The sequence below is a fragment of the Streptomyces hypolithicus genome, assembly GCF_052934925.1.
On sequence record NZ_CM128811.1, the window covers coordinates 4,703,424 to 4,716,812 of the forward strand.

Below are 13,389 nucleotides of genomic sequence, written 5' to 3' on the forward strand. Positions count from 1 at the left end.
GACCCCGCCGACGCGCTGAATCGGATGAATGTTCATAACGTGTCGTTATGAGCAACGCACCTCGATCCTGGACGGTCCTGAGCTGCTCGCTGCTGATCGCCTCCCTCGGGGCAGCAGCCACCGCGTGCAGCACATCCTCCGACAGCCATCCGCTCTCGGCCGCGCCCTACGACGCCGCGGGCCAGGTCTCCTTCAACGCTGCCTCGGGCACGACGAAGGCGGACCCCGAGAAGCCCCTGGAGATCACCGCCAGGCAGGGCGGCCGGATCACCGACGTGACGGCCTCCGACGCCGCCGGTCGCTACCTGGCGGGCGAACTCTCCGCCGACGGCGCACGCTGGCACAGCACCGCGCCGCTGGCCGCGGGAGCGCACTACACGGTCAGAGTCAGCACCGAGGACGACGAAGGCGCGCCCGGCGCCCGCGTCCTCGCCTTCGACACCGCCGCCGCCCCCGCCAAGAAGAGCCTGAAGGTCGCCTTCGGCCCCGAGAAGGGCACGTACGGCGTCGGCCAGCCGGTCACCGCCGAACTCAGCGCTCCGGTGAAGGGCGAGGCGGCCCGCGCGGTCGTCGAGCGGGCCCTGAAGGTCCGGTCGCAGCCCGCGGCGCAGGGTGCCTGGCACTGGGTGGACGACAAGAACCTGCACTTCCGCCCGAAGGAGTACTGGCCCGTCAAGGCCACTGTCGAGGTGCGCAGCAACCTCGAAGGCATCAAGGTCGCCGACCAGCTCTACGGCGGAGCCGCGAAGCCACTGAAGATCAGCATCGGCGACCGGATCGAAGCCATCACCGACGCCGGCTCGCACACCATGACCGTCAAGCGCAACGGCGAAGTGATCAACACCATCCCGGTGACCACCGGCAAGCCCGGATTCTCCACCCGCAACGGGGTCAAGGTCGTGCTGGGCAAGGAGTACTTCGTACGGATGCGCGGTACGAGCATCGGCATCCCGGAGGGCACCTCGGACTCGTACGACCTGCCGGTCTACTACGCGACTCGGGTCACCTGGAGCGGCGAGTACGTCCACGCCGCCCCCTGGTCCGTCGGCTCGCAGGGCTCCGCCAACGTCAGCCACGGCTGCACCGGCATGAGCACCGGCAACGCCGAGTGGTTCTACGACACCGTCCGCCAGGGCGACATCGTCGAGGTCGTCAACAGCGCAGGCGAGGACATGGACCCCTTCGGCAACGGCTTCGGCGACTGGAACCTGTCCTGGGACAAGTGGCGCAAGGGCAGTGCTCTGCTGGCCGGCACCCGGGACGGCGGGGGCCCCGTCGACGCGGCCAGGCTGCGGCCGGAGGTCTGACGGGGCCAGGTCCGGGGACCTCGGATGTCACGCCTCGGCAGGGAGCCGGCCGCGCAGCAGAGCGGCCAGGGCGCCCGCGAACTCCACCGGATCGACCGGAAGGGTCACCGCGCTCTCCGCGCGGCTCCAGGTCGCCAGCCAGGAGTCCTGTGGGCGCCCCAGCAGGAGCAGCACGGGCGGGCAGTCGAAGATCTCGTCCTTGATCTGCCGGCACACCCCCATACCGCCCGCGGGCACGGCCTCTCCGTCCAGCACACAGACGTCGATGCCGCCCTTGTCGAGCGCCGTGATGACGGCCGGCAGCGTGGCGCACTCCAGGAACTCGACCGGCGGTACGTCCGCGGCAGGCCTGCGACCCGCTGCCAGCCGCACCTGTTCGCGGGTGTTCGCGTTGTCGCTGTAGACCAGAACCGTGGCGGACATTGCTCCTCCTTGGATCACGAACCGATGCGCGGATGCTACTCCGTCCCACGGCCAGTCAGCAGGGGTTCGGACAGGCCTTCGATGGGCCGTTCGGGTCAGCCCGAGGAGCCTTCCCGGAGCCCGGACACACCGAATGGCACCCCCGGGAGTGAGGGCGGGATAAGCGACCGACATAATGTCGGTCGTGGCGACAGCAACGACAGTAGATACCGGGCATGCGCACCCGTCGGTCAATCGACCGAACCTCACCAGCGTCGGAACCATCATCTGGCTGAGTTCCGAGCTGATGTTCTTCGCGGCCCTCTTCGCGATGTACTTCACCCTGCGATCGGTGACGGGTCCCGTTTTCTGGAAGACGCAGGCCGAACACCTGAACTTCCCGTTCTCGGCGACGAACACCACGATCCTGGTGCTCTCTTCCCTCACCTGCCAGCTCGGCGTCTTCGCCGCGGAGCGGGGCGACGTGAAGAAGCTCCGGGCGTGGTTCATCCTCACGTTCGTCATGGGTTCGATCTTCATTGGCGGCCAGGTCCTGGAGTACACCGAGCTGGTGAAGGACGCGGGGCTCTCGCTCTCGTCCGACCCGTACGGCTCGGTGTTCTACCTGACGACCGGCTTCCACGGACTGCATGTGACGGGCGGGCTCATCGCCTTCCTGCTGGTCCTGGGCCGCACCTACGCGGCCAAGAGATTCACCCATGAGCAGGCAACCGCCGCCATCGTCGTGTCCTACTACTGGCACTTCGTCGATGTCGTCTGGATCGGCCTCTTCGCCACGATCTACATGATCAAGTAACTCGGGTCCGCACCCGACTACATCCAGCAAGCATCGACGCAGAAGATCCTGACACCGGGGTAATCCGTGAAAAAGCTCTCCGCACGACGACGCCATCCCCTGGCGGCGGTCGTCGTACTACTCCTCGCACTGGCGGCCACCGGGGGGCTGTACGCCGCGTTTGCGCCCGCGAGCAAGGCGCAGGCCGACGACACAGCCCAGTCCCTCGCCATCGAAGAGGGCAAGAAGCTGTACGCCGTCGGCTGCTCAAGCTGCCACGGCACCGGCGGTCAGGGCGGCAGTGACGGCCCGTCCCTCGTGGGCGTCGGCTCGGCCGCAGTGGACTTCCAGGTCGCGACCGGCCGTATGCCGGCCCAGCAGCCCGGCGCCCAGGTGCCGAAGAAGAAGAACATCTACTCGCAGGCAGACATCGACCAGCTCTCGGCGTACATCGCCTCGCTCGGCGCCGGCCCCATCACGCCGACCGAGGAGCAGTACAGCCCCGAGGGTGCGGACATCGCCAAGGGTGGCGACCTGTTCCGTACCAACTGCGCCCAGTGCCACAACTTCACCGGCGAGGGCGGTGCCCTGACGAACGGCAAGTACGCCCCGAGCCTCGAAGGCGTGTCGCCGAAGCATCTCTACGAGGCCATGCAGACCGGCCCGCAGAACATGCCGTCCTTCCCCGACAGCACGCTGCCGGAGAAGGAGAAGAAGGACATCATCGCGTACGTCAAGACAGTGAACGGCGAGGAGACGGAGACCCCCGGCGGCTTCGCGCTGGGCGGCCTCGGCCCCGTCAGCGAGGGTCTGTTCGGCTGGATCTTCGGTCTGGGATCGCTCGTCGCCGTCGCCGTCTGGGTCGCGGCCCACACCGCTAAGGCCAAGAAGTCATGAGTAGTCAAGAGATTCCAGAGAAGAGCCTGCCGAGCGAGCAGGACTCCGCGCACGGCGCGGTAGCGGTGGCGGACGACCCGTTCGCCGACCCGGGGCTGCCGCCCCACAAGCCGCGCATCCAGGACATCGACGAACGGGCCGCGAAGCGCTCCGAGCGCACCGTCGCCTTCCTGTTCACGCTGTCCATGCTGTCCACGGTGGGCTTCATCGCCTCCTTCGTGGCGTTCCCCGTCGAGCAGATCGTGTACGTCTGGCCGATCGGCCACGTGAGCGCGCTCAACCTCTCGCTGGGTCTGACGCTGGGCCTCGCCCTCTTCTGCATCGGTGCGGGCGCGGTCCACTGGGCCCGCACCCTGATGTCCGATGTCGAGGTCGCCGCCGAGCGTCACCCCATCGAGGCCGAGCCCGAGGTCAAGGCCAAGGTCATGGCCGACTTCAAGGCCGGTGCCGAGGAGTCCGCGATCGGCCGCCGCAAGCTGATCCGCACCACGATGTTCGGTGCGCTGGCCATGGTGCCGCTCTCCGGTGTGGTGCTGCTGCGCGATCTGGGCCCGCTGCCCGAGGACAAGCTGCGCAAGACCCTGTGGGCCAAGGGCAAGCAGCTCATCAACATGAACACGGACGAGCCGCTGCGTCCCGAGGACATCGCGGTGGGTTCGCTGACCTTCGCCAAGCCGGAAGGCCTGGAGGAGGACAACCACGACTTCAACAACGAGATCGCCAAGGCCGCCCTGATGATCGTCCGGCTTGAGCCGAAGGACATCAAGGACAAGCGCGAACTCGACTGGTCCCACCAGGGCATCGTGGCGTTCTCGAAGATCTGCACCCACGTCGGCTGCCCGATCAGCCTGTACGAGCAGCAGACGCATCACGTGCTCTGCCCGTGCCACCAGTCCACTTTCGACCTCGCCGACGGTGCGCGCGTCATCTTCGGCCCGGCCGGCCACGCCCTTCCGCAGCTGCGGATCGGCGTGAATGACGAAGGATTCCTCGAAGCGCTCAGCGACTTCGAAGAGCCCGTCGGTCCTAGCTTCTGGGAGCGCGGATGAGCACCGTGACCGAAGAAAAGCGCAAAGAGGCACCCGCAGGTGAGCGGGTCGCCGACTGGGCGGACGGCAGGCTGGGCATCTACAGCCTCGCCAAGGCCAACATGCGCAAGATCTTCCCGGACCACTGGTCCTTCATGCTGGGTGAGATCTGCCTCTACAGCTTCATCATCATCATCCTCACGGGTGTGTACCTGACGCTGTTCTTCCACCCGAGCATGAACGAGATCGTCTACCACGGCTCGTACGTGCCGATGCAGGGCATCCGCATGACGGAGGCCTACGCGTCGACCCTGGAGATCAGCTTCGACGTCCGAGGCGGTCTGCTCATCCGGCAGATCCACCACTGGGCCGCGGTGATCTTCCTCGCGGCGATGTTCGTGCACATGATGCGCGTGTTCTTCACGGGCGCGTTCCGCAAGCCGCGTGAGATCAACTGGATGTTCGGCTTCCTGCTGTTCGTCCTGGGCATGTTCACCGGTTTCACCGGCTACTCGCTCCCCGACGACCTGCTCTCCGGCACCGGTGTCCGCTTCACGCAGGGCGCGATCCTGGCGACGCCCGTCGTCGGCACGTACATCTCGTTCTTCCTGTTCGGCGGGGAGTTCCCCGGCCACGACATGGTGGCCAGGTTCTACTCCATCCACATCCTGCTGCTGCCGGGCATCATGCTCGGCCTCGTGGTGGCGCACCTGATCCTGGTCTTCTACCACAAGCACACCCAGTTCGCGGGTCCCGGCCGTACGAACAAGAACGTCGTCGGCATGCCCCTGCTGCCGGTCTACATGGCCAAGGCCGGAGGCTTCTTCTTCCTGGTCTTCGGTGTCATCGCGGCCGTCTCGGCGCTGTTCACGATCAACCCGGTCTGGGCGCTCGGCCCGTACCGTCCGGACCAGGTCTCCACCGGCGCACAGCCTGACTGGTACATGGGCTTCGCCGAAGGCCTCATCCGGGTGATGCCCGGCTGGGAGATCAACCTGTGGGGCCACACGCTCGCCCTGGGCGTGTTCATCCCGCTGGTCGTCTTCGGTCTGGTCCTAGGGGCGATTGCGGTCTACCCGTTCATCGAGTCCTGGGTCACCGGCGACAAGCGGGAGCACCACATCCTGGACCGGCCGCGCAACGCGCCGACCAGGACCGGACTGGGTGTCGCCTGGGTCGTCGGGTACGTGATCATGCTGCTCGGCGGTGGCAACGACATCTTCGCCACGCACTTCAACCTGTCGATCAACTCGATCACGTGGTTCGTCCGGATCACCTACTTCGTAGGACCGGTCCTCGCGTTCGTCATCACCAAGCGGATCTGCATGGGTCTGCAGCGGCGCGACGCCGAGACGGTGCTGCACGGACGGGAGTCCGGCATCATCAAGCGGCTGCCGCACGGTGAGTTCATCGAGGTCCACGAGCCGCTCAGCCAGGAGAAGCTGCACACCCTCACGGCGCACGAGCAGTACAAGCCGGCCAAGATCGGCCCCACGGTCGACGAGAACGGTGTCGAGCGCAAGCTGACGCGTGGCCAGAAGCTCAGGGCCAAGCTGAGCAAGGGCTACTACGGCGAGGGGACCCAGATCCCCAAGCCGACCGCCGAGGAGTACAAGGAGATCACCAGCGGCCACGGCCACCACTGATCCCCGCAGGTCCCCGACCTGAACTGCTTCGCCACAGCGTGAGCCCCGTCCTTCCCACGGACGGGGCTCTTCGCTGTGCCCGGCGCTGGATAGGGTAGGAGGCATCCTTACTGGCTGTGGACCCTGGAGCGGACCATGAACGTTGTGACCCCGGTCGGCGGCGGCAGCGTGGCGGCCGGCTCGTGGCCGGGTGTGCTGAACGCCCTGCTGCGCGGCGAGAACCTGTCCGCCGACGACACGGCGTGGGCCATGGACCGCATCATGCGTGGCGAGGCGACCGACGCCCAGATCGCCGGCTTCGCGGTCGCGCTGCGCGCCAAGGGGGAGACGGTCGACGAGGTCACCGGTCTGGTACGGGCGATGTACGCGCACGCCAACACCATCGAGGTGCCGGGCCGTACGGTCGACATCGTCGGCACCGGCGGCGATCTGGCCAAGACGGTCAACATCTCCACCATGTCGGCGATCGTCGTCGCGGGCACCGGGGCGAAGGTCGTCAAGCACGGCAACCGTGCCTCGTCCTCGGCGAGCGGCGCCTCGGACGTGCTGGAGAAGCTCGGCGTCAACCTGGAGCTGACGCCCCTGCGTGTCGCCCAGGTGGCCGAGGAAGCAGGCATCACCTTCTGTTTCGCGGTGAAGTTCCACCCCGCCCTGCGGTACGCGGCGAAGGCGCGCAAGGAGCTGGGCGCGCAGACGACGTTCAATATCCTGGGTCCGCTGACCAACCCGGCGCAGGTACGGGCGCAGGCGGTCGGTGTCGCGGACGCCCGGATGGCGCCCATCGTGGCGGGCGTTCTCGCCGCACGGGGGAACTCCGCGCTGGTCTTCCGCGGCGACGACGGCCTCGACGAGCTGACCACGACCGCGACCTCGCGCGTGTGGACCGTACGGGACGGGTCGGTCACCGAGCAGGCCTTCGACCCGCGTGACGTGGGCTTGGAGATCGTGCCCGTTCAGGCGCTGCGGGGCGCGGACGCGTCGTACAACGCGGATGTCGCCCGCCGGCTGCTGGCCGGGGAACGCGGCCCGGTGCGCGAGGCGGTGCTGCTCAACACGGCTGCGGCGCTGGTCGCCCTCGACCCCTCCGACGCCTCGCTCAACGACCAGTTGGCGGCGGGCATCGTCAAGGCGGCGGAGTCGATCGACTCCGGTGCGGCGCGTGCGGCGCTGGAGCGCTGGGTGGCCGCCAGCAACAGCTAGTGCCGCTCCCGGCAAGCTTTGCCCCGTCGCGCCGTCCAGCACGCACGCTCGCCGCGTTGACCGAAAGCCCTGGTAGCTCGTTCCCCAAGCGCTCAACTTCGTTCGAGCAGGGGAGAGCAGGGGAGACCCCATCCAAGGACTTCCGGCCGCCTTGCGATCGCACGCACTGGACGACGCTCCTTATGGGGCAAACATTGCCGGTCGCGGCACTAGTGCCCCAACAGTCACGGCACTGGCCAGGCGAGATGTGACGCGGGGCGCGGTCCAGTGTGTGGACTGCGCCTTGCGTCGCGTCGCGGGTGTGGCAGGATGCTGGTCAGGTCATGAGTGACAGCGTTTTGGCCCCGGCTTGCTGTCCGGCAACCCTCCGTCCGTGGCGGGGTGCCCCGGGTGAAGACCAGGTCGTGGACAGAAAGGTCCGCGGCAAGCGCGGACCCCTGGCATCCATTGATGCCACCCCTGGGGTCCTGGTCCTCAAGGGAGCAGTCTCGTGAGCAAGCGAATGCGATAGGGCTTCAGGCCCCACTTCCGCACTCTCATTTCCTTTCGTTCCTGCGCTGCCGCGCTCTACGCCGGTGCAGTGAACTCGCATGTTCCTCACGGGAGTTCGCCATGTCTGTTTCCCTCGCTGCCGCCGACCAGACCCTTTGTGCCCCCCTGCCGGTTCTGGGACGGGATGTCCTCGTGCCGCTCGTCACCGGCGGCGAGGTCACCTACGCCGCCCTCGACTACGCGGCCAGCGCCCCCGCCCTGCAGCGCGTGTGGGACGACGTGGCCGCGTACGCGCCGTACTACGGCAGCGTGCACCGCGGCGCCGGGTACCTCTCCCAGCTGTCGACGGATCTCTTCGAGACCAGCCGCGTCACCGTCGCCGAGTTCCTCGGCTGCCGCGAGGACGACCAGGTCGTCTTCACCCGGTCCACCACCGACTCCCTCAATCTGCTGGCCTCGGCCCTGCCCGCCGACTGCGACGTCTTCGTGTTCGAGACCGAGCACCACGCCTCGCTGCTGCCGTGGCGCGACGCTGAGGTCACCTACCTGGACGCCCCCCGGACGCCGGCCCAGGCCGTCCAGACGCTGGAGCGGGCGCTGGCCGACCGCGCCCTCCACGGCCCCGCACTCGTGTGCGTGACGGGAGCCTCGAACGTCACCGGGGAGCTGTGGCCGGTCAGGGAACTCGCCGCCGCGGCCCACGCCCACGGCGCGCGGATCGTGCTCGACGCGGCGCAGCTCGCCCCGCACCACCCGGTGGACATCGCCGCACTCGACGTGGACTGGGTCGCCTTCTCCGGGCACAAGCTGTATGCGCCGTTCGGCTCCGGCGTCCTCGCCGGCCGCGCCGACTGGCTGCGGGCCGCCGACCCCTACCTCGCGGGCGGCGGCGCCTCGCGCACCGTCGCCCGCCGCGCCGACGGCGGTGTGGACGTCGAGTGGCACACCACGGCCGCCCGCCACGAGGCCGGTTCGCCCAACGTCATTGGTGTGTACGCGATCGCCGCCGCCTGCAAGGCACTCACCGAGGCCGGCTTCGACACCCTGGTCGAGCGCGAGCAGCAGCTGGTGGCCAGGGTGCGCGAGGGCCTGGCGGAAGTCGGGGCGGTCCGGGTGCTGTCACTGTTCGGCGACGACGCCCCGCGCGTCGGCGTCATCTCGTTCGTGGTGGACGGCTGGAACAGCTCGCACTTCGCCGCCGCGCTCTCCGCCGAGTACGGCATCGGCGTACGGGACGGCCTGTTCTGCGCCCACCCCCTGGTGCGTACGCTCCTCGGCACCGACCCCGAGCAGCAGGGCGAGTGCGGTGCGCCGGAGGCGGAGCCGGGCGAACGCTCGCTGAACGCGATCCGGGTCAGCTTCGGCGCCGGTACGCCCGACGAGCACGTGGAGCGCTTCGTCGGCGCCGTCAAGGAGCTCGTCGCAGACGGAGCCAAGTGGAGCTACCGCACCGAGGACGGCCGCTGCGTCCCGGCGGTGTGACCCCGGTCCGGCGACCGGGCTACGCGTCGAGGCCGATGGCGAAGGCCGCTTCCAGGTCGTGCTGGGAGTACGTGCGGAACGCGACGTGCGTGTCGGTGCCCTCCACGCCGGGGATCTTGCTGATCCGGCCCGGGATGACCTCTGCCAAGTCGTCGTGCCGGGCCACCCGGACCATGGCGATCAGGTCGTACGTACCCGTGACCGAGAAGACTTCGCTGACGCTCTCCAGCGCGGCGATCGACTCGGCGATCTCGGGGATGCGGTCCACGCTGGTCTTGATGAGCACGATCGCGGTGATCACGGCTTGCCTTCTCCCTCGGTGGCCGGCGCTGGGGTCCTCACTCTAGCCGTACGCCCGAAGCGCCCCCATGCGTAGAGGAAGCCGGCGACGAACCCCGCCAGATGCGCGAGGTAGGCCACCCCGGGCCCCGAGCCGGCCTGCCGTGCCGCGATCCCTTGCAGGGCGAACCAGAAGATCAGCACGATCCAGGCGGGGAAGCGCAGCGGCAGGAAGAAGAGGAACGGGAAGAGGCTGGTGACGCGCGCCCTCGGGAAGAGGAACAGGAACGCGCCCAGCACCGCCGAGATCGCCCCCGACGCACCCACCAGCGTCTGGTCCGACTCGGCGTGCGCGAGCGCGTACACGACCAGGGCGAGGTAGCCGCAGCCCAGGTAGAACAGGGCGAACCGGATGCGGCCCATCCGCTCCTCTGCCATGGCGCCGAAGACGAACAGGAAGAGCAGGTTGCCGAGCAGGTGGAGCCAGGTGCCGTGCACGAACAGCGCGGTGAACGGGGTGGTCAGGGCGTCGAGCGATCCGCTCAGCAGCTCGTCCGGGATCACGCCCCAGCGCTCGAAGTACGCCGCCTGCGCGGCCAGCAGCACGTCGCCCGTGCCGTAGACCGGGTTGAGTCCGGAGATGGGGCCGATCGCGAAGATCAGGCAGCACAGGCCGATCACGCCGTACGTCACTACGGGTCCCCGGGCCACTTCCCGCCAATTGATCATGATCAGATCATGTCGTAACGGTACCGAGCTGGACAGAGCGCCTCGCCGGACCCCGTCTTGCAGCGTGGACTCTCCGCCACCCGGGGGAGGCGTGAGGCCGTAGGGTTACGGGCAGTAGGCACAACGAAAGAGGACGCACGATGACGACGGTTCCCCAGCCGACCGACGGGACGCGCTGGCGATGCGCTCTGTGCGGCAACCTCACGCGTTTCGACGTGACCCGCTCCTCGAAGGTGGTCGAGTACGTCCACCTCGACCTGGCCGGAGAGTCGAAGGTCGAGGAACGCGAGGTGGTCAGTGAGACCATCGAGTCCGTGCGCTGCCGCTGGTGTAACGCGGTGGATCAGATCGAACTGGTGGACAGGCCGGGCGCCGGATCCTGAGGGGACCGGCCGAGAAGGTAGTGGGTGACGGATTGTGGAGCAGGCAGGCGGCGCTGAACCGGCCGACTCGGCCCCAGACGCCGCAGAGGTGCTCGACCGCCCGCTGCCCGAAGGCGTACGGCGCAAGGTCGTCGCGCTGGTCTCGGACGCCTTCGGCGGGCTCACCGTCGCCGAACTCCCGGGCCAGCTGAGGCAGTACGCCCGCTTCACCCCGACCCGGCGCGCCAAGTTCGCGGGCAACGCGATGGCCGCCGCGCTGGAGGGCGACACTGCCTTCCGCCAGCGCATCGGCGAGCGGCTGCGCGCCGCCCAGCCCGAGCTCACCGGGGCGCTGGAATCCGGCTCGCCGCCCGCCGCGGCCGACCCCGTTGACGTGGCGGCCGCGGCGTACGTGCTGCGCCCGGCCGGCTGGGTCAAGCTGGTGGCCGCCGTCGGCGAGGAGGCCCAGCGGGCGGACGCCGAGCGCGCCGACCAGGCCGCCCAGCGCGAGCTGGAACGCCTGCGCGAGGAGGTCGCGCACGCGCGCGAGCAGACCAGGAGCGAGTCCGCGGGGCTGCGCAGCGAACTTGAGGCGGCCCGCAAGGAAGCCGATGTGCTGCACCGCAAACTCCGCAGCGCGCTCAGCGATGTCAAGCGCGGCGAGGCAGCCCTGCGGCGTACGCGTGCCGAGACCGAGGTGCTCAAGTCCGAGACCGGCGCCCGGATCACCGCCGCTGAGAGCGAGGCCCGGCGGCTGCGGGCCCGGCTCGGCGAGGCGGAGGCGTCCGTCGAGGCGAGCCGCCGGGCGGTGCGTGAGGGCCGCAGCATCGAGGACATGCGGCTGCGGCTGCTGCTCGACACCGTGCTCGACGCGGCCCAGGGGCTGCGCCGCGAACTGGCGCTGCCGCCCGCCTCATTGCACCCGGCGGACACGGTCGACGCCGTCGAGCCGGGACGTATGACCCCCAAGGACATCGCGGCCAGGGCGCTCTCCGAGACGGACCCCGCGCTGCTGGACCAGCTCCTCGAACTACCGCAGTGCCATCTGCTGGTGGACGGCTACAACGTCACCAAGACCGGATATCCGCAGATGCCGCTCGACAAGCAGCGGCTGCGGCTGCTCGGTGGCCTCTCGATGCTGGCCGCGCAGACCGGCGCCGAGGTGACATGTGTCTTCGACGGGGCCGAACTGGTCGCCCCGGTGCTGCTCGCGCCGCCGCGCGGGGTGCGGGTGCTGTTCAGCAAGCCGGGGGTGACCGCCGACGAGCTCATCAGGCAGCTGGCCCGGGCGGAGCCGCCGGGGCGGCCCGTGGTGGTGGCCTCGACCGACCGCGAGGTGGCCGACGGCGTCGCGAAGGCGGGGGCGAGGCCGGTCGCGTCCGCCTTGCTGCTGAAGCGGCTTTCGCGAGTCTAGTGCGTCTCGTAACTTACCCGCGTAATGCCCGAATTGACGGAACGTACCGTCAAGTGGCCGCTACTGCGCGTGTGATGTGAGTAAAGAATGTGACCACTGGGCGAGTTTTTGCCCGTGAGGATTTGAACTGATCACAAGAAGGTCACTAATGTCTGACCTCGAACCTTCGCACGGTAGATCACCCATCCGGGGTGGCAGCGAAGACACCGCCGAGTCCACTCCATTCGGTCCAGTTCCGCGGGGGAACCGAAAAGTGGAGCCGGGGATCCGTCCCCCTCAGCCCGGTAGGCGGCTCGAGGAAGAAGGAGCTCGCCTTCGTGGCGTCCCACCGTCGTCCCAAGCAGCCGAGCCGCACTCGTGTGACCGTGCTCACCGCGACAGCAGCCGCAGCCGTCGCTCTCACGTCCCAGACCGCTCAGGCCGACCCCAAGCCTTCCAAAAGCGAGGTCAAGGCCAAGGTCGACAAGCTGTACCACGAGGCCGAGGCCGCCACGGAGAAGTACAACCAGTCCAAGGAGCGCCAGGACAAGCTCAAGGAAGAGGTCGACAACCTCCAGGACAAGGTCGCCCGCGGCCAGGAGGACCTCAACGACCTGCGCGGCGAGCTCGGTTCGGTGGCCACCGCGCAGTACCGCTCCGGCGGCATCGACCCCTCCGTGCAGCTCTTCCTCTCGGCCGACCCGGACAGCTTCCTGGACAAGGCCGGCGCGATGGACCAGCTGAGCGCCAAGCAGACCGAGGCGCTCGAGAAGATCCAGGCGAAGCAGCGCACTCTCGCCCAGGAGCGCACCGAGGCGAGCGGCAAGCTGGCCGACCTTGAGGACGTACGCAAGGAACTCGGCGACAAGAAGCAGAGCTTCCAGGCCAAGCTCGCCGAGGCGCAGCGGCTCCTGAACACGCTCACCGCCGCCGAGCGCGCGGAGATCGCGGAGAAGGAGCAGCGTGCCAGCCGCGCCGCCACCGAGCGCGTGAGCCTGGGCAAGAAGGAGGTGGCCGCTTCGGGTCTCGGCGCCGCCGCGCTGTCCGCCGCCGCCACCCAGATAGGCAAGCCGTACGTATCCGGCGGGTCGGGCCCCAACTCGTACGACTGCTCGGGACTGACCCAGTGGGCGTACGCCCAGGCCGGCGCCTCGATCACCCGCACCACGTTCACCCAGCACAACGACGGCCAGAAGCTCTACAGCAAGAGCCAGCTCAGGCCGGGCGATCTGGTGTTCTTCAACAACCTGGCGCACGTCGGCCTCTACGCCGGCAACAACCAGATCCTGCACGCCCCGAAGCCGGGCGCCAGTGTGCGCTACGAGTCGATGGACTACATGGGCACCTTCCAGTTCGGCACGCGCGTCTGACGAACG

The 13,389-nt window shown here is 68.6% G+C and carries 13 protein-coding genes and 1 riboswitch; of the genes, 10 read left to right on the plus strand and 3 right to left on the minus strand.

Annotated elements, in window-relative coordinates; all coding sequences use genetic code 11:
- Positions 1-47 precede the first annotated feature (47 nt).
- Complete coding sequence (locus ACU6WZ_RS22190) at positions 48-1,307, plus strand: L,D-transpeptidase (RefSeq protein ID WP_447029900.1); 1,260 nt, start codon at positions 48-50, stop codon at positions 1,305-1,307.
- Positions 1,308-1,334: 27 nt separating this feature from the next.
- On the opposite strand, the gene ACU6WZ_RS22195 is transcribed toward ACU6WZ_RS22190, so the two are convergent.
- Positions 1,335-1,730, minus strand: coding sequence for a hypothetical protein (locus ACU6WZ_RS22195; protein WP_447029901.1), 396 nt, complete (start codon positions 1,728-1,730; stop codon positions 1,335-1,337).
- A 175-nt stretch (positions 1,731-1,905) separates the two neighbouring features.
- On the opposite strand from ACU6WZ_RS22195, the gene ctaE reads away from it, so the two are divergent.
- The 6 genes from ctaE to ACU6WZ_RS22225 all read left to right on the plus strand — a co-directional run bounded on the left by ctaE (position 1,906) and on the right by ACU6WZ_RS22225 (position 9,250).
- Entirely contained in the window at positions 1,906-2,526 is a 621-nt protein-coding gene (ctaE, locus tag ACU6WZ_RS22200) for an aa3-type cytochrome oxidase subunit III (RefSeq protein ID WP_447029902.1), read from the plus strand.
- A gap of 66 nt (positions 2,527-2,592) precedes the next feature.
- Positions 2,593-3,402, plus strand: coding sequence for a cytochrome bc1 complex diheme cytochrome c subunit (qcrC, locus tag ACU6WZ_RS22205; RefSeq protein WP_447029903.1), 810 nt, complete (start codon positions 2,593-2,595; stop codon positions 3,400-3,402).
- Entirely contained in the window at positions 3,399-4,451 is a 1,053-nt protein-coding gene (gene qcrA / locus ACU6WZ_RS22210; protein ID WP_447029904.1) for a cytochrome bc1 complex Rieske iron-sulfur subunit, read from the plus strand. Before qcrC ends, qcrA begins: the two co-directional genes overlap by 4 nt.
- A complete protein-coding gene (gene qcrB / locus ACU6WZ_RS22215) occupies positions 4,448-6,076 on the plus strand; it encodes a cytochrome bc1 complex cytochrome b subunit (protein WP_447029905.1) in 1,629 nt (542 codons plus the stop codon). Before qcrA ends, qcrB begins: the two co-directional genes overlap by 4 nt.
- Before the next feature lie 135 nt (positions 6,077-6,211).
- Entirely contained in the window at positions 6,212-7,276 is a 1,065-nt protein-coding gene (gene trpD, locus ACU6WZ_RS22220) for an anthranilate phosphoribosyltransferase (protein WP_447029906.1), read from the plus strand.
- A 319-nt stretch (positions 7,277-7,595) separates the two neighbouring features.
- Positions 7,596-7,712: riboswitch (SAM riboswitch) on the plus strand.
- A 176-nt stretch (positions 7,713-7,888) separates the two neighbouring features.
- A complete protein-coding gene (locus ACU6WZ_RS22225) occupies positions 7,889-9,250 on the plus strand; it encodes an aminotransferase class V-fold PLP-dependent enzyme (RefSeq protein WP_447029907.1) in 1,362 nt (453 codons plus the stop codon).
- A gap of 19 nt (positions 9,251-9,269) precedes the next feature.
- Here ACU6WZ_RS22225 and ACU6WZ_RS22230 read toward each other — a convergent pair whose 3' ends face one another.
- On the minus strand, positions 9,270-9,551 hold the full coding sequence (locus tag ACU6WZ_RS22230) for an Lrp/AsnC family transcriptional regulator (protein WP_447029908.1): 282 nt from the start codon (positions 9,549-9,551) through the stop codon (positions 9,270-9,272).
- Positions 9,548-10,258 (minus strand): rhomboid family intramembrane serine protease, encoded by a 711-nt coding sequence (locus ACU6WZ_RS22235; protein WP_447029909.1) that lies wholly within the window; start codon positions 10,256-10,258, stop codon positions 9,548-9,550. Before ACU6WZ_RS22235 ends, ACU6WZ_RS22230 begins: the two co-directional genes overlap by 4 nt.
- A 140-nt stretch (positions 10,259-10,398) precedes the next feature.
- Here ACU6WZ_RS22235 and ACU6WZ_RS22240 point away from each other — a divergent pair, with 140 nt between their 5' ends.
- The 3 genes from ACU6WZ_RS22240 to ACU6WZ_RS22250 all read left to right on the plus strand — a co-directional run bounded on the left by ACU6WZ_RS22240 (position 10,399) and on the right by ACU6WZ_RS22250 (position 13,383).
- Complete coding sequence (locus ACU6WZ_RS22240) at positions 10,399-10,641, plus strand: hypothetical protein (protein WP_447029910.1); 243 nt, start codon at positions 10,399-10,401, stop codon at positions 10,639-10,641.
- Positions 10,642-10,672: 31 nt separating this feature from the next.
- Positions 10,673-12,034, plus strand: a complete 1,362-nt coding sequence (locus ACU6WZ_RS22245) for an NYN domain-containing protein (protein ID WP_447034182.1) — start codon at positions 10,673-10,675, stop codon at positions 12,032-12,034.
- Positions 12,035-12,351: 317 nt separating this feature from the next.
- Positions 12,352-13,383, plus strand: a complete 1,032-nt coding sequence (locus tag ACU6WZ_RS22250) for a C40 family peptidase (protein WP_447029911.1) — start codon at positions 12,352-12,354, stop codon at positions 13,381-13,383.
- Positions 13,384-13,389: the final 6 nt, after the last annotated feature.